Annotated in this window: 14 protein-coding genes; 11 read left to right on the top strand and 3 right to left on the bottom strand. The window is 58.9% G+C overall.

Annotated elements, in window-relative coordinates; translation table 11 throughout:
- Positions 1–15: 15 nt before the first annotated feature.
- The 4 genes from JW799_RS02930 to JW799_RS02915 all read left to right on the top strand — a co-directional run bounded on the left by JW799_RS02930 (position 16) and on the right by JW799_RS02915 (position 4854).
- Positions 16–969 carry an MBL fold metallo-hydrolase gene (locus JW799_RS02930; protein ID WP_205428615.1) on the top strand — a complete coding sequence of 318 codons (954 nt, stop codon included), beginning with the start codon at positions 16–18 and terminating at the stop codon, positions 967–969.
- A gap of 18 nt (positions 970–987) precedes the next feature.
- A complete protein-coding gene (locus JW799_RS02925; RefSeq protein ID WP_080836028.1) occupies positions 988–2607 on the top strand; it encodes an ABC-F family ATP-binding cassette domain-containing protein in 1620 nt (539 codons plus the stop codon).
- 145 nt (positions 2608–2752) lie between these two features.
- Complete coding sequence (locus tag JW799_RS02920) at positions 2753–3556, top strand: DUF4362 domain-containing protein (RefSeq protein WP_080836030.1); 804 nt, start codon at positions 2753–2755, stop codon at positions 3554–3556.
- A 281-nt stretch (positions 3557–3837) separates the two neighbouring features.
- Positions 3838–4854 carry a C40 family peptidase gene (locus tag JW799_RS02915; protein ID WP_240353132.1) on the top strand — a complete coding sequence of 339 codons (1017 nt, stop codon included), beginning with the start codon at positions 3838–3840 and terminating at the stop codon, positions 4852–4854.
- Positions 4855–4952: 98 nt separating this feature from the next.
- Here JW799_RS02915 and JW799_RS02910 read toward each other — a convergent pair whose 3' ends face one another.
- The gene (locus JW799_RS02910; RefSeq protein WP_080836034.1) at positions 4953–6557 is read right to left on the bottom strand and encodes a response regulator transcription factor; all 1605 of its coding nucleotides are present in this window, start codon (positions 6555–6557) and stop codon (positions 4953–4955) included.
- Positions 6544–8349 carry a sensor histidine kinase gene (locus JW799_RS02905; protein ID WP_080836036.1) on the bottom strand — a complete coding sequence of 602 codons (1806 nt, stop codon included), beginning with the start codon at positions 8347–8349 and terminating at the stop codon, positions 6544–6546. Before JW799_RS02905 ends, JW799_RS02910 begins: the two co-directional genes overlap by 14 nt.
- 208 nt (positions 8350–8557) lie before the next feature.
- Here JW799_RS02905 and JW799_RS02900 point away from each other — a divergent pair, with 208 nt between their 5' ends.
- The 4 genes from JW799_RS02900 (at position 8558) to JW799_RS02885 (ending at position 14311) form a co-directional block, all read left to right on the top strand.
- Positions 8558–10135, top strand: coding sequence for an extracellular solute-binding protein (locus tag JW799_RS02900; protein WP_080836037.1), 1578 nt, complete (start codon positions 8558–8560; stop codon positions 10133–10135).
- A gap of 99 nt (positions 10136–10234) precedes the next feature.
- Positions 10235–11116, top strand: a complete 882-nt coding sequence (locus JW799_RS02895; protein ID WP_080840837.1) for an ABC transporter permease — start codon at positions 10235–10237, stop codon at positions 11114–11116.
- A 12-nt stretch (positions 11117–11128) separates the two neighbouring features.
- Positions 11129–11998 (top strand): carbohydrate ABC transporter permease, encoded by an 870-nt coding sequence (locus JW799_RS02890; RefSeq protein WP_080836039.1) that lies wholly within the window; start codon positions 11129–11131, stop codon positions 11996–11998.
- Between the two features lie 45 nt (positions 11999–12043).
- Positions 12044–14311, top strand: a complete 2268-nt coding sequence (locus JW799_RS02885) for an alginate lyase family protein (protein ID WP_205428613.1) — start codon at positions 12044–12046, stop codon at positions 14309–14311.
- 1013 nt (positions 14312–15324) lie between these two features.
- On the opposite strand, the gene JW799_RS02880 is transcribed toward JW799_RS02885, so the two are convergent.
- Positions 15325–16440 (bottom strand): MGDG synthase family glycosyltransferase, encoded by a 1116-nt coding sequence (locus JW799_RS02880; RefSeq protein WP_080836042.1) that lies wholly within the window; start codon positions 16438–16440, stop codon positions 15325–15327.
- Positions 16441–16628: 188 nt separating this feature from the next.
- On the opposite strand from JW799_RS02880, the gene kapB reads away from it, so the two are divergent.
- The 3 genes from kapB to JW799_RS02865 all read left to right on the top strand — a co-directional run bounded on the left by kapB (position 16629) and on the right by JW799_RS02865 (position 19946).
- A complete protein-coding gene (gene kapB / locus JW799_RS02875; RefSeq protein WP_240353131.1) occupies positions 16629–17015 on the top strand; it encodes a sporulation phosphorelay system protein KapB in 387 nt (128 codons plus the stop codon).
- A gap of 98 nt (positions 17016–17113) precedes the next feature.
- Positions 17114–17704: a TetR/AcrR family transcriptional regulator gene (locus JW799_RS02870; RefSeq protein WP_245809737.1), complete on the top strand. Its 591-nt coding sequence runs from the start codon at positions 17114–17116 to the stop codon at positions 17702–17704.
- A 109-nt stretch (positions 17705–17813) separates the two neighbouring features.
- The gene (locus tag JW799_RS02865; RefSeq protein WP_205428612.1) at positions 17814–19946 is read left to right on the top strand and encodes a YhgE/Pip domain-containing protein; all 2133 of its coding nucleotides are present in this window, start codon (positions 17814–17816) and stop codon (positions 19944–19946) included.
- Positions 19947–19970 lie beyond the last annotated feature (24 nt).

Raw genomic sequence — 19970 nt, 5'->3', positions numbered from 1 at the left:
CATCGGAGGGGTTACATGCGCAAACACCGCTTCGTCAACATGGATTCTGCCCCTGCGAACAGCGCGGCCAGACGCCAGTTGTTCCGGTGGAGTCAGGACCGTCTCCAGAACTTCCTTAGCCGAGATTACAGCGAATGCGTTCCGAACGTCGTTCCGGATTTGCGGTATTTGCAAACGAACCGTTCCGAGCCTTCGATTACATGGATCGGGCATTCGACGTTTCTCATTCAAATGTGCGGCCTTAACATCGTGACCGATCCCGTATGGGCGCGCCGAATGGCGCTTCAGAAGCGCCTCGCCCCGCCCGGCGTGGAATTGTCGGACATGCCCCCCGTCGACGTCGTGCTGGTGTCCCACTCGCATTACGATCATCTGCACCTGGCATCCTTGCGCAGGTTGAGAGGAACGAAGCGGCTGATCGTTCCCGCGGGTCTCCGCCACAAAATGCTGGACAAAGGCTTTCCCCTCGTGGAAGAATTGAACTGGTGGGAAGAGGTGTCGCTGCACGGCGTCAAGTTTACCTTCGTTCCCGCCCAGCATTGGACGCGCCGGACGCTGTGGGATACGAACGACTCGCATTGGGGCGGTTGGGTGATGGAAAGCCATGCGGGCCCGACGGTGTACTTTGCCGGGGACAGCGGGTATTTTCGCGGATTTTCGGAAATCGGCCGCCGCTTCGGCAAAATCGACGTGGCGCTCATGCCGATCGGCGCCTACGAGCCGGAATGGTTCATGGCTCCGCAGCACATCAGCCCGGAAGACGCCCTTAGAGCTTACCGGGACGTCCGGGCGGATTATTTCGTGCCGATGCACTACGGTTCGTTCAAGCTTGCGGACGACACGCCCCGGGACGCCCTGGAGCGGCTGGAAGCGGAACGATGCCGTTTGAATATTGCGGAAGATCGGATTTTCATGCTTCATCACGGCGAAACGATGCGATTCGCCATAGGCAATTCGGTTTTTCGATAACAAGAATGGAGTGAAGTCATGATTTCGGTTAGCGGCGTTAGTCTGCGTTACGGAAAGCGCGCTTTGTTCGAAGACGTCAACATCAAGTTTACCCCCGGCAACTGCTACGGCTTGATCGGAGCGAACGGCGCGGGGAAGTCGACGTTTCTGAAAATTTTATCCGGCGAGGTCGAGCAGACGTCCGGCGAAGTGCACATTACGCCGGGAGAACGGCTGGCGGTGCTCAAGCAGGATCACTTCGCCTACGACGAGTTCGGCGTGCTGGAAACCGTCATTATGGGCCACGAGCGGCTCTATGCGGTCATGAAAGAGAAAGACGCCATCTACGCGAAGGCGGATTTCTCGGATGAAGACGGCATGCGGGCGGGCGAGCTGGAAGCGGAATTCGCCGAAATGAACGGCTGGGAGGCGGAAAGCGAGGCGGCGGAGCTGCTGAACGGCCTCGGCATCACGACCGATCTGCACGACAAGAAGATGGCGGAGCTCGGCGGCAACGAGAAGGTTCGCGTGCTGCTCGCGCAAGCGTTGTTCGGCAATCCGAACATCCTGCTGCTGGACGAACCGACCAACCACCTGGATATCGAATCGATCAACTGGCTGGAAGAGTTTTTGGCCCGTTATCAGGGCACCGTCATCGTCGTATCCCACGACCGGCACTTCCTGAACCAGGTTTGTACGCATATCGCGGACATCGATTTCGGCAAAATCCAGCTCTACGTGGGCAACTACGACTTCTGGTACGAGTCCAGCCAATTGGCGCTCAAGCTGATGCGGGAGCAAAACAAGAAAAAGGAAGACAAAATCAAGGAGCTGCAGGAGTTCATCCAGCGCTTCTCCGCCAACAAATCGAAGGCGAAGCAGGCGACGAGCCGCCGCAAGATGCTCGACAAAATTTCGCTCGACGATATCCGGCCTTCCAACCGCAAATATCCGTTCATCCAGTTCAAGCCGGAACGCGAAGCGGGCAAGCAGATCGTAACGGTCGACAACGTGTCGCTTACGGTAGACGGGGAGAAGCTGCTCGACGGCGTGTCCTTCGTCGTCAACAAAGGCGACAAAATCGCCCTCGTCGGCCCTCGCGGCCAGGCGAAGACGGCGCTGTTCCAGGTGCTGGCGGGCGAAGTGCAGCCGGATTCCGGCTCGGTGACGTGGGGCGTCACGATTACGCCGGCTTATTTTCCGAAAGACAACTCGGCGTACTTTGACGGCGTCGACCTTTCGCTCGTCGACTGGCTGCGCCAATACTCGAAGGACCAGGACGAATCGTTCGTGCGCGGCTTCCTCGGCCGCATGCTGTTCTCGGGCGACGAAGCGCTGAAGAAGGCGTCGGTGCTGTCCGGGGGCGAGAAGGTGCGCTGCATGCTGTCGAAAATGATGCTGAGCGGCGCGAACATGCTGATGTTCGACGAGCCGACGAACCACCTCGACCTGGAATCGATCACGGCGCTCAACAACGGCTTGATCGAAACCGACGAGACGATGATTTTCACGTCGCATGACCATCAGTTCATCCAGACGATCGCCAACCGCATTATCGAAATTACGCCGAACGGCCTGATCGACCGGATGACGACATACGACGAATATCTCGAAAATCCCGAAATCGAGAAGCTTCGGGAACGCATGCAGCAAGCGTAAGCCGCTGCGCCTTCAACCTCCAGCCGACGGCTGGAGGTTTTTTGTCGCCAGATGGCCGATTCGAGTCGCTCGCGAGACGAATTTCTCCAAGCGCTCTGAAACTTTTTCGGAACGAAAACGTCTTAAACCGGGGGAGGAATTCGAGATGAGAAAAATTTCAGCTTTTCTGATGGCTGCCGTGCTGCTTCTGGCGACGGCATGCGGACGTTCGGCGGAAGAAACGACGGTGCCGGGCGACGTGTACGCCGAAACGAACGCGGAGCCGAAAGTAACGGTCAGCCGGTTCGTCAATTTCGGATTGATCAATGAAGCGGAGTACGGCTCGTTTACCGAGCCCGGGCAAATCCGGGCGTTCGAAAGCGCAATCTCGTCGGCGGAGCGAATTCCGGGCTTGCTGGACGTCGCGTTTGCCGATTACGACGTCGTCATCGAGCGCGACGGCGTCCCGCAAGCGATTCATCTGTGGGTCGACGAGGCGGGAGCGAAAGGCTCCAAAGGCATGTACATGGATGCCAGCGATACCGGAACCGGCTACAACCTGACGGAGGAAGCGACCAAGGAGCTGTACGAGCTGATTCACGGGCTCGAATATACGTCCGAAGCCGCCGAGCGGAACGGCGATGTCGTCATCGGGCTTCGCGGAGTGGCGAACGCGGAGCGCTGGACCGGGTTTGCGGACAATGTCGAAAGCAAGAAACCGGACGATGTGCAGGTCACCGCCTATACGATCGAAGGCGATCCGATCTTTTACAACCTGATCTTCGACGGGGAGACGATCCAGTATCGGTTCGACAATGCGCACGATGCGTTTGGGAACCCGCAGAAGCTCGTCGATTTTTGCGGCAGCGTGACGGAAACAAAGACGGACGAAGGCACGGAATACCGCCTGGCGGCATGCGGAGCGAACAAGGACGAAACGAACGAAACGTTCTCGATCGTCATTCCCTAGCGACATTAAAAAATACTCATAGAGAACTGTTTTTTCTAGTTTTTAGGACAAGCGCCTGGAATAAGGCTTGGTAATTGGTGGTTCCCTTGAGGCGCTCTCATCATTGCACTGCGGGGAACTTCCTTCTTTTTTCCTTGTTTTTTTTAATTCTATTTTCCTATTCCGCGACAAGTTCCCGTGATTCAGGTCCGATAGAAGGCGTTGAGAGGGGCTGCCTATAATAATCCCCGAAGCCGAACGAGCGCTTCGCAACGTCGACATCACGGGAGGATCCTATACTCATGAGACGAATCACGTTGTTACTGTCGGGAACTTTGCTTATGGCCGCGATCGCGCCGGCGGGGATGGCCGCCGCCGCCGAGCCGCAGTCGGTCCATATTGTGGCGTCGGTGAGCTTCCGTACGGCGCCGTCGACGTCGTCTACCGTCATGCGGTATTTGAAATCGGGCGAGTCGCTGACGCTTCTGGAGAAGACGAACAGCTACTGGTATAAGGTGCAGGACGCTTCCGGCCAGGTCGGCTACGTTTCCTCGCAAGCCAAATACGTCAATCTTATTGGCGGGGGCTCGTCAACCGGCGCGGTCGACGGGAGCAATGCCGTCATCGTGTCCGGCGTTTCGTTCCGCAAGTCACCGTCGACCTCCGGCGCATTCATGCGCTATTTGAAAAAAGGCGAGCAGGTCACCGTCACCTCGAAGATCAATTCCTACTGGTATGCCGTTAAGGATGCGAGCGGCGTGTCGGGCTACGTCAGCACGAACTCCAAATACATCAAGCTGACCGGCAGCGTGCCCGCGCCGTCTACGCCGTCCGCACCGGCTGCGCCTTCGGCTCCTTCGACGGGCGGAGACTCGGTATCCGCGCAGGTCGAAGCCGTCATCGCCGCGGGGATGAAGTATTTGGGCACGCCGTACGAGTACGGCTCGAGCCGCAGCAACACGGCGACGTTCGACTGCTCCGATTTCGTGAGGCAGGCGTTCAAGGACGCGCTCGGCATTACGCTGCCGGCCGATTCCCGGGGCCAAGGGGAATACGTGCGAAGCAAGTCGCAGGTGACGACCGACTGGACGAAGCTGAAGCGCGGCGATCTGATGTTTTTCATGTCCTACAAAGGGACAAGCGCCTCGAACTATACGTCCAAAAGCCCGTTCGGCACGCGCATTACGCACGTCGGCATTTACCTCGGCAACGGGCAGATTTTGCAAACCTACTCGAACGAATCGGGCGGCGTGCGCGTCGATTCGATCGCCGGCAAGCACTGGGAATACCGCTTCCTTTACGGCGGCAGCGCGCTGTAACGCAAGCGAGACTCATCGGGCAGAACCCGCGAATAAGCCGACCCGTCAAGCAGATGAAACGCTGCCCGGCGGGCCGGCTTTTTTCGATCGGCCGAGCCTTACCCTTTCCGAAAATCCGACGGGGACATCCCGGTTTCTTTCTTGAAAATGCGGTTGAACGACCGGTAGTTTTCGAAGCCGACCGCCTCGGCGATTTCGAACGTTTTCTGGTCGGTCGTCAGCAGCAGCAGCTTCGCCTTTTCGATCCGCAGGCGAGTCAAATAGTGGATGAAGCTTTCCCCGGTCGTTTTTTTGAACATGGCGCTGAAGTAAGGGACGCTGTAATTGATCGACGCGGCGAGCTCCTCCAGCTTGTAGGGGTAGCTCAAATCCTCGTGCATTTTTTGAACGAGCGCCGCAATGGAGGCGTCGATTTTTTTCGCGTCGCCCTGCTGCTGCTGCAGCTGGCGGAAGCAGGCGACGGTCGTATCGTGCACGGCCTGGAACGTCTGGCTCTGGTCGAGCTTTTTGCGGAATTCGGCCTCCAGTCCCGATCTTTGCCCGGCTTCCGGCGCAAACCGGCTCAATTCCAGAAAAACCCTCCCGTACAGCGATTTAATTTGCTCCGGTTCCCAGTTTTGCTCCTTCGCCTGACGGAAAAAGGAGGCCCGCTCCTTCTCCAGCGGCGCTTCGGTCAGGCGCGATTCCAGCAGCGCCTGCTTCAGCAGCTTGTTCCAGTGCCTGCCGTACGGCTCCGGCACCCGCTCGAACCGGTTCAAGCCGTCGCATTCCCCGATCCCGGCCGTCCGGCTGCCGCCGTAAAAAAACGGGTAGGGGGCCGCCGCGAGCTTTCGAAGCGCCGCCGTCCACTCCGCAAGCCCCTTATCCGACGCGATATGCAGGGCGAAGGCGTTCATTTTCAAAAACGCATGAAACGAACGGATCACCTGGTCGATCGCGACCGGAAACGCCTGAAGCTCCGGACCCGCCGCGTATAACGCCAGAAACCGTCCCTTGTCCAGCGAAATCACCTTGCGCGCCGGAAAGCCGCCGAGCAGCTCCCTGAGCACGTTCACTCCGGCAAACTGCCACAGCTTCAGTTCTTCGAGCTGGTCGAGCGAGAAGCGCAGGGAGCCGCTGTCGAGCTCGAGCAGGATGGCGTGAAGCCGCCCGCCGCGCTGCGGAAAGCCGGACGACTCGAGGTTTTCCAGCCATTTTTCCTCGGCGGCGGGACTGCGCAGCATATCGAGAAAAAGATTCCGCTCGATTTCGATCTCGTTGGATCTGACCTGCCGCTCCAGCTGAAGCTGCTTTTGCCGGTTCCGGTCGATAGACGCCAACCGGGACGTCAGCTCCTCCATCGTCCGGGTCAGCAGCTTCGGATCGGACAGACAGTCGTCCTTGAGCAGATAGGAAGCGGCCTTGAGCTGAATGGCCTGCTTCGCGTAATGAAAATCCTGATGGCAGGTCAAAATGATTTTTTGCGGCTGGGGCTCCCCGCTGTTTTCGATTTCGCGCAGCATGTCGAGACCGTTCATGCCGGGCATCGTAATGTCGGTCACGATGACGTGGGGCCTGTGCGCCCAAAACAGGTCCAAGCCGTCGCGGCCGTCCTCCGCTTCGCCGACGAGCTCGAACAAATCGTCCCGTTCCCCGATCATTTGCCGGAACACGGTTCTGGCCGGAAGTTCGTCTTCCACGAGAATGACTTTAGCCTTGTTCATCGGCAACCTCCTTTACGTGAACCGCCTCGGCGGGAAGCAGGAAGCGGATGCGCATTCCTTCTCCCTCCGCGCCGTCCAGCTCGAAATGCGTCCCCTTGCCGAACAGGAGCCGCAGCCGCAACCAGACGTTCAGCAGTCCGATATTTTCCCCCAGTTGCTCGCGCAGCAAATGCAGCTTCAGCTTTTCCAGGCTGTTTTTCTCCATGCCGATCCCGTCGTCCTCGATTTCCAGCAGGATGCTCCCTTCTTCCGGAACCGCGCGTACCCGGACGTCGATATGGCCGTCCTCCGCCTTCCTGGGCAAAATCCCGTGAAATACCGAATTTTCGACGAGCGGCTGCAGGCTCAGCTTCGGAACTTCCATGTCCGCAAGCTCCGGCTCGATTTCGTCGCGAAGCGTCAACCGGCACTTGTAGCGCGTATTGAGCAGCTCGATGTAGTCGCGGACGTAATCCAGCTCCTGCCGCAGCGGAACGGTCTGGTCGACATTTTCCATCGAGTAGCGAAGCATCGAGACGAGCCGCCCCATGATCGCATTGATCTTGTCGTAATCCTTCAGCATGGCGAACATGCGGATCGTGTTCAGCGTGTTGTACATAAAGTGCGGGTTGATCTGGGACTGGAGCGCCCGGATTTCCAGCCTCCGCTTCAAATCCTCCGATTGCTGCAGGTCCGCAAGCAATTCCTGGATCCGGCCGGCCATCGCGTTCAGCATCCGTCCGAGCTCCCCGATCTCGTTATTCGCGAACCGGGTGACGCGGGCGTCGAAGCGCCCTTTTTTGAAGGCGGCCACCTGGCGCTTGATCGCCTGCAGCGGCCGGTACAGCTGGTAGCCGAAGCCGACGATGGCGAGCAGGCCGACCAGAATGAGAACGACGAGGAAATACGTCACGGTTTTGCGAATGATGTCCGAGCTTCGATTCAGCTCCCCGGACGGAATTTCCGAAACGACGATCCATTTGTCGTAGGTGGACGTCTGCTTGACCGAGATGATCGAAGCGTCCATCGCGAATTGGTCCGGCTTCCCGGCGTCCTGCCATTGCCGCAAAATATGCCGGATGCGCTCGGCATCCTCTTCCGCGCCGAGCTTGCTTGTCGTGGCGACCGTGGCCCCGTTTTGCGTCAGCAAGGACACCGAGCCCCGGGACCCCAGCTGGATATTTTGAATCTGGCGCAAAAATTCCGCATTGCTCATGGAAATGAGCAGCGCGCCTTTCATGTCCTCGTAGGGCTCGATCGGGAGGCGGCTGACGTAATACGTCGAATTGTCGAGCAATTCGAGGCCGGGAAACGACTCCTTGTCGAGGAACAGGTTGTTTTCGCCCGAAGCGAGAAAAAGATCGAACACCGGCTTGTAGGGCGAATCCCCGAGCGCGCTCGGGGCGTCCGCCGAAGACAGCACCTCGCCCGTCACGGCGGAATACACCTGCAGCCCTTCCACGTTGCCGATGACGGCGGACGCCGTGCCCAGGACGGAGATCAGATCCCTCTTTCGCACGACGTCGTCGAAATATTGGGCGGAAGGCGCGACGAGCGCGCTTTGGATGGACGAGATCGACGAGTATTGGCCGCTGAGCTCGCGGAGCCTCGTCATCGTCAGCTCGACCCGGTCGACGATCTGGTTGACCAGCTGCGCGTTCAGCCGGTTGACCTGGCTTTCGACGGTCGTGCTGGATACCGAGATGGAGATGACGGACAATACGATTAACGGTACGATAGACACGGCGAACATGACGGCAATCATTTTTGCGTAAAAGCTTTTGGTCAAAAAATGAAAAAACGGGGATGCCATTTGCGGACCCCTTCCGTTTTGGGAGGTTGGTTTAAGTAATTCGATTATAGTACACTGCCCATTGCCGGGGTATAGTCTGCCGAGCAAATGTTAAAAACGGCGACACTTTCGCTCGGATCTGTCATGTAAACGCTTTACCGCTTTTTTTATAATCCGATATGTAAGCCGAAGTCAACCGAACCGAACTACATTGAAACGGGGGAACAACATGAAAGGGAAAAAAAAGCTTTTGCTCTCTTTGGCGGCGTTTACGCTGGCCGGAGCCGCGCTTGCGGGATGTTCCGGCAATAACGGAGGAGCGGCCGGCAATTCTTCCGCGGGCGGTTCGTCCGCGCAGCCGGGTTCGTCCCAGCAGGCAGGAGCGGCGCCGACCGAAATCAAGGCGATGACGATTTTGTTCGGGGATCCGCCCGTGACGGAAGGCAACAAGGCGAAGGAAGATCTGGAAAAGCGCGCGAACGTCAAGCTGGACATCTCGTTCGTTCCTTCCGAAGCCTACAAGGATAAGTTGTCCGTAGCCGTGTCGGCGGGCGATTCGTACGATCTTCTGCTGATGGAGGGCGGGAAGGACGACAAATTCGTCAATCTGGTGCAAATGGGCGCGTTCCACGATTTGACCCCTTATTTGGAAAATACCGAAAACATCAAGCTGATCGACGAAAAGGTATGGAACAACGTCAGGGTGGAAGGCAAGGTATACGGCATTCCCCGCCCGCGCGGCCTGTACGGCGGCGGCGAGGCGAGCTTCCTGATCCGCAAGGACTGGCTGGACAAATACAATCTGGCCGTTCCGAAGACGCTGGACGAACTGACCCATGCGCTCGAGGTGTTCAAGGAGAACGATCCGGCCGGCGGCGGCAAAACCGTCCCGCTCGCCCTGTTCGGAGCGGAAGGCGCAAGCGCCCCGGGACCGTTCGCCGGCACGCTGCCGATCAAGTTCGCGCTCGGCATGCCGTACGATTGGGCGGTCGAGAACGGCCAGGCGGTCCGCGACGCGGAAACGCCGGAGCAAAAGGCGTACCTGGATTGGCTGCGGGAGGCCTGGAGCAAGGGCCTGATCGACAAAGACGCTCCCGTGCTGAAAAACCAGCAGCAGTCCAGAAACAAGTTTTTGGCCGGCGTCGCGGGCGTGTTCGCCGGAAACGTCTCCGACATGCTGGAAACGAACATGGAAAAGCTCAAGCAAGCCGACCCGAACGCGGAAGTCGCGATCATTGACGTGCTCGAAGGCCCGAACGGCGACAAAGGGGTAGCGGTTCTCGGCGGCTATTACGGCCTGTGGGCGATTCCGAGCTCCGTGCCGGAGGAGAAGGTGCAGAAAATCGTCGACTTCCTCGATTTCACCGCCTCGGAGGAGAACGTCGCCTTCTCGAAGGCAGGCATCATCGGCGTGCATTCGAGCGAATTCAAGGACGGCATCGCCGTGCAGACGGAGGAACAGAAGAAGCAGTACGACCTCGACAAGCCGTCGCAGTTCATTTTGGAAAACCGGGTCGACCCGTACGTGTACGCGAACTCGAAGGTGCCGGAAATTTTGGAAATGCAGAAGAAGTCGCTGGATACGATCAGCCAGTTCGGCATTGCCAACCCGTTCCTGCCGTACAACTCGCCGACCGCGGCGAAAAATCCGGACAGCTTCAAGAAGATGAGCGCGGTCATGACGCAGTACGTGCTAGGCGAAGCCGAATGGCCGGCCGTTCAGGCCGAAATCGACGCCTGGGCCGGCGGAGTCGGCGCGCAAATCAAGCAGGAGCTGCTCGACCAATACAATGCGGACCAACAATAGTTTTTAGAAAAGAGAGATCGAAAAGAGGGGTTTCAAGCCCCTTTTTTTGATCCGGACAGGAGGGGAACGAGCGTGACAGGAGCGTTTCGTCTGAGCCATATGAAGCGGTTGTGGCCCTTTTATTTGCTGGCCGCTCCCGGAATTCTTTATTTCGTCGTCTTTCATTACGCCCCGATGTGGGGACTGCTGCTCGCGTTCAAGGATTACAGCCCGTTTATCGGCATATGGGACAGCCCCTGGGTCGGGCTTCAGCATTTCCGGGATTTTTTCAGTACGGACGATTTTTTCATGCTGCTCCGAAACACGCTGCTGCTGAGCTTTTACAATTTGATCGTGTTCTTTCCGGTGACGATCATTCTGGCCATCATGCTGAGCGAAATTAAATTCGGTCCGTTCAAGCGCGTTTCGCAAACGGTCGTTTATCTTCCCCACTTTTTGTCCTGGGTCGTCATCTACGGGATGACGATCTCCTTCTTCGGTCCTTCCGGAGTCATCAACAACCTGCTCGAGGATTGGTTCGGGACGAGCGCAATGTTCCTCGTCAGCAACGAATGGTTCCGTCCGCTCGTCGTGTTCCAGGCGATCTGGAAGGACGCGGGGTGGGGAACGATCATTTTCCTCGCGGCGCTGGCCGGCATTAACCCGGAGCTGTACGAGGCGGCCAAGGTCGACGGTGCGAACCGCTTTCAAAATATTTGGCACATTACGCTGCCGAGCCTGAAATCGACGATTGTCATCCTGCTGCTGCTGCGGCTCGGATCGTCGCTCGATTCGAACTTCATGCAAATTTTCCTGATGACGAACAGCCTGAATCTGGACGTCTCCAACGTATTCGACTTGTACGTCTATCACGTCGGCCTGGAGCAGTTCGACTACAGCTTCGGGATCACGGTCGGCATGTTCAAATCGGTCGTCAGCCTGATTCTGGTGGTTGCGGCGAATTATGCGGCCAGATGGCTCGGCGAAGACGGGATTTTCTAGGAGGGGCGCCGGATGAAAATCAAAATTCCATGGTTCGACAGCTTGAACGCGCTGCTCGTTGTTCTGTTTTGCTTAACGGTGATCCTGCCGTTCCTGTACATTATCGCCGTCTCGTTCAGCCCTCCGTCCGAATCGCTTGCCGGCAATTTCTACTTGTGGCCGAAAACGTGGACGCTCGCCGCTTACGACTATTTGCTGCAGGCGCCGACCTTTCTGAAGTCGCTGCAAAACTCGGTCGTCATCACGGTGCTGGGAACGTGCGTCAATCTCGTCGTGTCGATTACGCTCGCTTACGCGTTGTCGAAAAAATTCGTGCCGGGCCGGCGGTTTCTGCTGCTGTTCATCTTTTTCACGATGATTTTTCACGGAGGGCTCATCCCGAACTATCTCGTCGTCAAAAGCCTGGGACTGATCGATTCGCTTTGGGCGATCGTGCTGCCGGCCGCGACGAGCGCCTTCAACATCATGGTCATCCGGACGTTTTTTCAGAGCTTGCCGGAAAGTCTCGACGAGGCGGCGCGAATCGACGGAGCGGGGGAATTCCGCATTTTGTTTTCGATCGTCATTCCGCTATCCAAGCCGATTATCGCGACGTTCACCCTGTTTTTCATGGTGCAATACTGGAACGAGTTTTTCTCGGCGATCATCTATCTGAACGATACGACGCAGTGGCCGATTCAGCCTTTGCTGCGGCAGATGGTGGCGATCGGGTCCTCGAACATTTCGGCGGAAGCCGCGGTCGACGCGCAGCTTGCGGCCAATCTCGGCCCCAACGTGCAAAACGCCGCGATCCTGCTGGCCATGCTGCCGATCGTTATCGTCTACCCGTTTTTGCAAAAGTATTTCGCCAAAGGAGCCATGCTGGGCTCGATCAAGGAATAGAGCGGGCTTTGCGCCCGTGAGCATGCATAAAGGAGCAAGTCTGGGATGACGCAAACGAAGACGCTGGGTTACAAGGAACTGCGGAAGGATCCGCGCTTTACGGTGCCGCTGCCGGCCGACGGGGATTTTTTCGCGCGGGAGCTCGATCTTGACCGGCCGGAGCTTGCCGAGGTTCGGCGGCTTGCGGCCGAAGGGGACGCGGCGGGAGCGCGGGACGCCTACTTGCGGCTGATCGGGTCCGACGAGGGAGGGCGGTATTATTTCGCCTTTCGGGACGTGCCGAAGCTGATGAAGGCGGCTCGCGAAGCTTACGGCGGCGGGGAAGAGGCGCTGGCGGTCATTGCGGAAGCGGACCGGATCGTTTCGGGCGACATTCCGCTGTTCAAGGGAAAAAGGGCGGTTTTCCCCCGCGGCGCGTTCGACTGGAACGGCTGGCTTTACGACAGCTCGCAGTACCAGCTGCATTTGACGAGATTTGCGTATACGAAGTTTTTGTCCCGCGCTTACGCCCTGACGGGCGACGAAATTTACGCGGCATGCTTTAACGAAATGATCGGTCATTTCCTCGACGATTGCCCGGCCCCGGCGGGCGACGCGTTTCGGGTTCAGCACAATACGTGGGAGCCGCTTTCGGCAGGGGTTCGGATGTTCCATCTGGCGGAGCCGTTCGCGATCTTCTTCGGTTCCCCGTCGTTTGCGCCGGAAGTGAAAATGAAACTCGTCAAGTCGTTCGCGCAGCACGCCAGGTACGTACGGAAGTACCACGCCGATCACGGGAACCACGCCTGCATGCAGCTTCGGGGCCTGATTCAGGTCGCGCTGCTGCTGCCGGAACTGCGCGAGGCCGGCGAATGGCTCGCCTACGGGCTGCGGGAGATGCCGAAGTACATCCGGCAAAACGTGTATCCGGACGGCGTCCAGTTCGAAGCGAGCCCGAATTACCATCTGGTCGTCATGCGCGATTTGTACGAGCTGGTGCCGCTGCTCCGGGCGGCGAAGCTCGAGGCTTCCGAATACATGGAGACGCTGGAGAACATGTTCGTCGTGCTGAACCATCTGCTGACGCCGGAAGGGGAGCTGCCGCGAATCGGGGATACGGGCGCGAGCGACGTGCGGGAGCTGCGGGACGCGATGAGCCTCGGCGCGTATTTGTTCGGGCGGCCGGATTTCAAATTCGCGGGGCACGCGCGGCTGCCGTTCGCGCTGCTGTGGCGGCTCGGGCCGGAAGCGATCGAACGTTACGGCCGCCTCCCTTCGGCGCCGCCGAGCGAGACGGCCGCGTGCTTTCCCGTCGGCGGGTATGTCGTCTCCCGGCAGAGCTGGGAACGCGGCGCGATGTACATGGCGATGAGGGCCGGCGTCGGCATCAACGGCCACGCCCATTCGGACGCGCTCGGCCTCGTTCTTTACGCGGGCGGGAAGGAGCTCGTGGCGGATTCGGGCATGGGGCTGTACGAATGGAACAAAGAGCGGAAGTACGTTGTCTCGACCCGCGCGCACAATACGGTCGTCGTCGACGGCCAGGACCAGCACGTCAGGGGCCTCCATTGGGGAGCGCCGCCGACGGCCGCCTGCAAAATATGGGATTTCCGCAGCGAAAGCCGGTTCGATTACGTTTTCGCCAGCCACTACGGGTATACGCGCTACGAAGATCCGGTCATTCACTCCCGGAAGACGCTGTTCGTCAAAAACCGTTACTGGCTCGTCGTCGACCTGTTCGAGGCGAAGGAACGGCACGTGTACGAGCAATACTTCCATCTGCCTCCGGGAGAGGCCGTGTACGACCCGACCGGGCGCCGGATTCGCACGAACGGTCCGGACGCCAACGCGCTGCTCGTATACCCGCAGCCGGATGCGGATCCGGGACCGAAGCGTTTCGCCGCCACGGGATCAAGCCCGTTCATCGTGCTGTCCGACGAGCTGATCCTGGAATCGGGGCTCTATTTCGAGAAAAGCGGATATTCCGCCAATCCGGTGGTTAAGCGCGCGATGTCGGCCGTCGGCAAAGCGGAGCTTGCGACCGTTATCGTCCCTTTCGGTACGGAGGCACCGGCGGTAAGCGTCCGGCGTCTTCCGGTCCGGGCAGACGGGCGGGAGCTCGCGCCTTGGGAGGCGACGGGGCTGCTCGTCGAAAGCGACGGTTGGGCCGACGCGATCTGCCTGTATCATGCCCATGTGCCGGCGGATTCGTACCTGGACCACACGGGCAATCCGGTCAAAGCTTCGCTGCTGCCCGAGCCGGATGTCATCGGAGCGTTCGAGTTTGCCGGGGAAACCTGGCGCGAGGACGTGATTGTAAAGCCGGTTCGGTAACATATCGATATCGTTACCGGTCATCGGTACCGGTTTCTCTTTGAAATTTTTCGTTCACGGACACGGTTTCTTTTTCGCCGAATTTCCCGTAAGGCATGGGCAATTACCGTGCATGCATAAGCCTCGTCCTCCGGCCCGCCCCATAAGCCCGCTAGGCCATTGTTGCCGGCGGGCTGTTTTTATTTTTTGCGTCCCGGTGCCGGTATCCCGTTCGCTCAGGAGGGTGTGAGTAGCTGTTTCGCGTCCTGGTGCCGATATCCCGTTCGCTCAGGAGGGGGAGTTGCTGTTTGCGTCCTGGTGCCGATATCCCGTTCGCTCAGGAGGGGTGAGTAGCTGTTTCGCGTCCTGGTGCCGGTATCCCGTTTGCTCAGGAGGGGGTGAGTAGCTGTTTCGCGTTCTGATGCCGGTATCCCGTTTGCTCAGGAGGGGTAGTAGCTGTTTCGCGTCCTGGTGCCGGTATCCCGTTTGCTCAGGAGGGGTAGTAGCTGTTTCGCGTCCTGGTGCCGGTATCCCGTTTGCTCAGGAGAGGTGAGTTTTTTATAGTTTAACTGGTCCAATAACGCACGGCTGGGAGGCGTCCCCGCTATCCGATCACTGAGCGAAAGGGATATCGCGATAAGGGTGGACTTCGAGAGTACGTCCGTGGATCATACCCTAATTTTTTGCAAAAAAAACCGCCTGTTCTTCCGCTATCCAATAATCACTGAGCGAAAGGGATATCGCAGTAAGAGGAAATCTGGAGAGTATATCCAAGGGCCATTCACCAAATTATTCCAAGCATCCGTTCGCCCGGATGAGAAGCCAGAACGAGTCGGGACGAGGAACTGGCAACGAGGAGAGAGGACAAGGAGTCGGAACGATGCCGAATCGAGGAGTCGGGACAAGAAGCATGCCGAGGATCGGGCGGGACGGGGCCGCGCGAACGAAAAAGAGGGATGAGATGCAGCGCGTGCATTTCATCCCGGGTAAGGTTGCGTTTTCGTTTGCGAATCGCTTGCGGACCGCCAAGAAGCCTATTCCAGCAGCTCCAAAATCGCCTGCGAGCATTTGGCCGGATTGTATTCCGCGTTCCGCAGCTCCAGCAGCGTTCCACGGTGCTGATCGGCCGCATACGGCTCCTGAATCAGCCGCAGCCAGCGGTCGATCGTCTCGACGGACGTGAGCGACTCGCCGAAGCCATGCTTGACGAAGTACTCCAGGTTTTCTTCCTCCTGACCCGGGATCGGCTCGTAGAACAGCATCGGAATGCCTTTGGCCATTCCTTCGGTGCACGTCATGCCGCCGGGCTTCGTCACCAGCAGGTCGGAGACGTCCATCAGCTTGCTGATTTCTTTGGTGAAGCCGATGATTTTGATATTCGGATGTTGGAATTTGGGGTCTTCCTGCAGCTTTTCCCGGGCTTTTTCGTTATTGCCGACGCACAGAATGAGCTGCACCTTGTCCGCATAGGTCGTCATATACTCGACCATTTGCTCGGAATACAGGAGCCCCCAGCCCCCGCCCATAATGAGCACGGTCGGCATGTCCGCCAATCCGAACTGGGTTAAAATTTCGGCGCGGTCGTGCGGATGCCAAAAATTCGGATGAACCGGGATGCCGGTCACTTCGATTTTATTGGGCGAAATGCCGCGCGCGATCAGCTTGTTGCGAACGGAAGAGGTGCTGACCAGGTACATGTCGACTTCCGGGTTAACCCAGGTGGCGTGCGCGTCGTAATCGGTAATGACGGTATACAAAGGCACATCGAGCCCGAGCCGCTTGAGCCGACTGACGACCGCATTGGGAAACGGATGCGTGCAAACAATAATATCCGGTTTGAGCTGTCCCACGACATCCGAAACATGATTGTAAAAAATCCGGTGAAGGGCGAACCGTTTCATCCGGGTCAACGATTTGTCGTACTGGTTCCGGTAAAGCTTGCCGACCAGCTTTGGACTGGTGCTCACGGTTTTGCGGTATGCCGACAGGATCAGCGGCCCGATAACCGGATTGAGAAAAGTCCCCAGCTCGATCACTTTCGTCTGAATCCGGGGAGACAACTGCCGAAGCCCGACCGAAATGGCGTGGGCCGCTTGCGTATGACCGGTGCCGAATCCTTCGGAAAGCAGCAGAACTCGTTTTTTACGCATTGTAAACATTCCTCCACTTTACCTACATTCCATATTACGCGCTTCCGGGACTCGGGACAAGTATTCTTCGGAACGAATTAGCATTCCTCCTCAAATCATCCAAATGGTACCATTTGCTCTCGTGCGTTGTCCGGGCCGATGCGGTACAATCCAATCAAAAGGTAAACGAAAACATGGAGGTTCCGAACATGAACATGGAAAAGAACATGGAAATCGGCCGAATCGTCAAAGCGGGCCATAAAACGGGAGAATACATCGGAGAGATCGCGGAGATCGACGGCAAAAGGACGCTCGTGCAAATATTGGCCGTGCTTCAGCATCCGACGCAAGGGGACCTGCACCGGCCTTACGATCCGGACGCCCCGATCTTTCATGAGCGCCGGGCTTCCGCTTACCGCGAAAAAGTATGGGTTCCGTCCACGGCCGTCCAGCCGTACGACGGAGCGATTCCTTCCTATGAAGAAACGCGCCGGACGGCGCTGGCGGCCGAGATGGAGCGGATGGCCCGCCTTAAACGGTGGTCCGAACGTTCGCTCGAACTGTTGGAAGGATTGCGAAAAGAATACGAAAGCTAATGCTTGAAGATTGAGGCGGGCTGTGATAAAGTTGTCTTCAGAACGAAATGACCGTTTTGTTATTTTGGTCATTTTTTAGCGAAAAGAGGCGATGCGCGGTGGCTCAGGAGCGCAAAACGCCGGATCGGCGCAAGCAGGTTACCGAAGCGGCCGCCCGCTCGTTTGCCTCGTTCGGGTACAAGGCGACGACGATGGACCAGGTTGCCAAGCTTGCGAACGTCGGCAAAGGAACCATATACACGTTCTACGCGAACAAAGAAGAACTATTCGAAGTAATCATGGAGGAGCTGATCCGCGATCTGAAGGCCGCAGCCGACGAGACGCTGGATTCGTCTCTTTCGTTTGCGGACAACCTGCTCAAGGTTCTTCATCGCGTGCTCGATTTTCGCGACCGGCACGCGCTTGCGGCCAAGCTGTCCCAGGAAGTGCTCGATATCGGAACTCCGATGGCCAAACAAGGGCTGGAGAAAATCGAGCGGGCGATTATCGGCTATATCGCGAAGCATGTGGAGGCGGCGGCGGCCAAAGGGGAAATCCGTCCGTGCGACCCGCGGCTTACGGCGTACATGATGTTGAAGATGTATTTGGCGTTGACGGCGGAAGGCGCTCATCTGCACGATCCGCTTACGAAAGAGGAAGTCGTCGACAGCTTCCGATTGTACTGCATCGAAGGGTTGGCTAACCGCTGACGCTTTCTTTTTTTGGTTTTGACTGACCGAATGGTCAAATTGGTCAATTCGTATTTTTCGCAAATAATATTGTGCTTATAAACGCGGAAAGAGAAGGAGCGGGAGAAAAATGAAGAAGAAAAACCGCGGAGGAGCGGTCAAAGCCGAATACAAGCGGCTCGCCGGAAATAAAATGACGATGCTGTCGATCGCCGGCCTGGCCGTCATCCCTCTGTTATATAGCGGAATGCTGATCGGGGCTTTTTGGGATCCGTACGGCAAGCTCAACGAGCTTCCGGTGGCGGTCGTCAACCAGGATGCCGGCGCCTTCATGGACGGAAAGGAGCTTCACATCGGCCTGGATTTGACGGACGAACTGAAGGAGGACGACAGCTTCAAATGGAGTTTCACGGACGAGCGGGAGGCGATGGACGGGCTCAAGGAGCATCGCTATTCGATGGCGTTCGTCATTCCGGACGATTTTTCGCAAAAAGCGACGACGCTGGAGGAGGAGACGCCCCAGCCGGCCCAAATCGAGTACTACGTGGACGACGGGTGGAACTATTTGTCGTCCCGGATCGGGGCCGAGGCTTCGGAGAAGCTGAAAGCCGACGTCGGACAATCGGTGACGAAGGCCTACGCGCAAGCCGTGTACGATTCGGTCGGCGAAGCCGCGAGCGGATTCAGCGAGGCGAGCGAAGGGGCGTCCAAGCTTGCGGACGGGGCCGAAGAGGCGGAATCGGGCGCGGAGAAGCTGCAAGCGAATCTGGCGAAGCTGGCCGACGGCGCGTCGGAGCTGAAGCAAGGAGTCGGCCGGCTGGCCGGCGGCGCGGCCAAGCTGCAGACGGGCGCGCAGTCGGTAGCCGACGGAAGCAGGACGCTTGCGGCCGGGGCGGCGCAGCTGGCTAGCGGCGGCAAGACCCTGGCGGCCGGGGCCGCGGACGCGGAAGAAGGGGCGAGCCGGCTGGCGTCGGGAGCCGGCGAGCTGGCCGCGAGCGGTCAAGCGCTCGCGAACGGAGCGGCCGACGCGAAGTCGGGCGGCGCCGAGCTTGCGGCCGGGGCGGCGCAGCTGGCGGCCGGGCTGGAGCAATATGCCGCGGCGAACGGCGGCATGGAGGGCGACGAGGCGTTCGCGCAGCTGCTTGCGGCGGCGAAGTCCGTCGCCGCCGGCGCGGACGCGCTGGAGCAAGGCACCGCGAGCGTGGCGGACGGCGCGGCGAAGCTCGCCGCCGGGCAGGGCGAGCTGGCGGCCGGAGCGAAGGAGCTCCAGGCCGGGCAAGCGAAGCTGCGGCAAGGGGCGGAGGCGCTGAGCGGCAAGCTGGGTGAAGCTTCCTCCGGCGCAGCGAAGCTGGCCGACGGCGCGCAGGAGGTCGCCGAAGGCGCCGCAAGCCTGAAAGGCGGATTAAGCGGCGCGGTCAAGGGAGCGAACGCGGTCGATGAAGGCGCGCGCCGCTTGGCGGACGGCACGACCGACCTGGCGGGCGGCTTGCTGAAGCTGCAGGACGGCTCGATCGAGCTCGCCGACAAGCTGGGCGAGGCGTCCGCGCAAGCGGCGGCGGGAGCCGGCACCGACGAACAGGCGGACATGTTCGCGACCCCCGTTTCCGTTCAGGAGCACAAGCTCGCCGATATCCCGAACTACGGCACCGGCATGACGCCTTATTTCCTGGCGCTCGGCCTGTACGTCGGCGTGCTGATGTCGACCATCATCCTTCCGCTGCGGGATGCGGCCGGCCCGGTCCGCAGCGGCTTCCGCTGGTATTTGTCCAAGCTGCTGCTGTTCGCGCCCGTGGCGCTGGCGCAAACGCTGCTGGCGGATGCGCTGCTGTTGTTCGGGATCGGCCTGGAAGTGCCGAACGTGCCGATGTTCATCTTGGCCACGGCGGTCATTTCGCTTACGTTCATGACCATCGTGCAATTTTTCGTCACGCTGGCGGACAACGTCGGACGGTTCGTCGCGGTCATTTTGCTGACGCTTCAGCTTGCGGCCAGCGCCGGCACCTATCCGGCGGAGCTTCTGCCCGTCTGGCTGCAGCGAATCGGCGACTGGATGCCGATGACTTACGCGATCAATGCGCTGCGCCTGCTCATCGCGGGAGGGGGGATCGCGGAGGTTCGGACGCAGCTTTATACGCTGGGAGCATACGCCGTCGCCTTCGTCGCGCTTATTCTCGCGCTGTTTGCGGTTCGGAGCCGCCGCCGCGGCGCGGCCGGCGAGCCGGACGGCGACAACGGCGCCGGCCAAGCGCCCGCAAATGCTTGATAGATCAATGGAAGGCTGAGCGGC

Source organism: Cohnella algarum, assembly GCF_016937515.1.
Classification (GTDB): Bacteria; Bacillota; Bacilli; order Paenibacillales; family Paenibacillaceae; genus Cohnella; species Cohnella algarum.
This window is presented reverse-complemented; position numbering and strand designations above follow the sequence as displayed.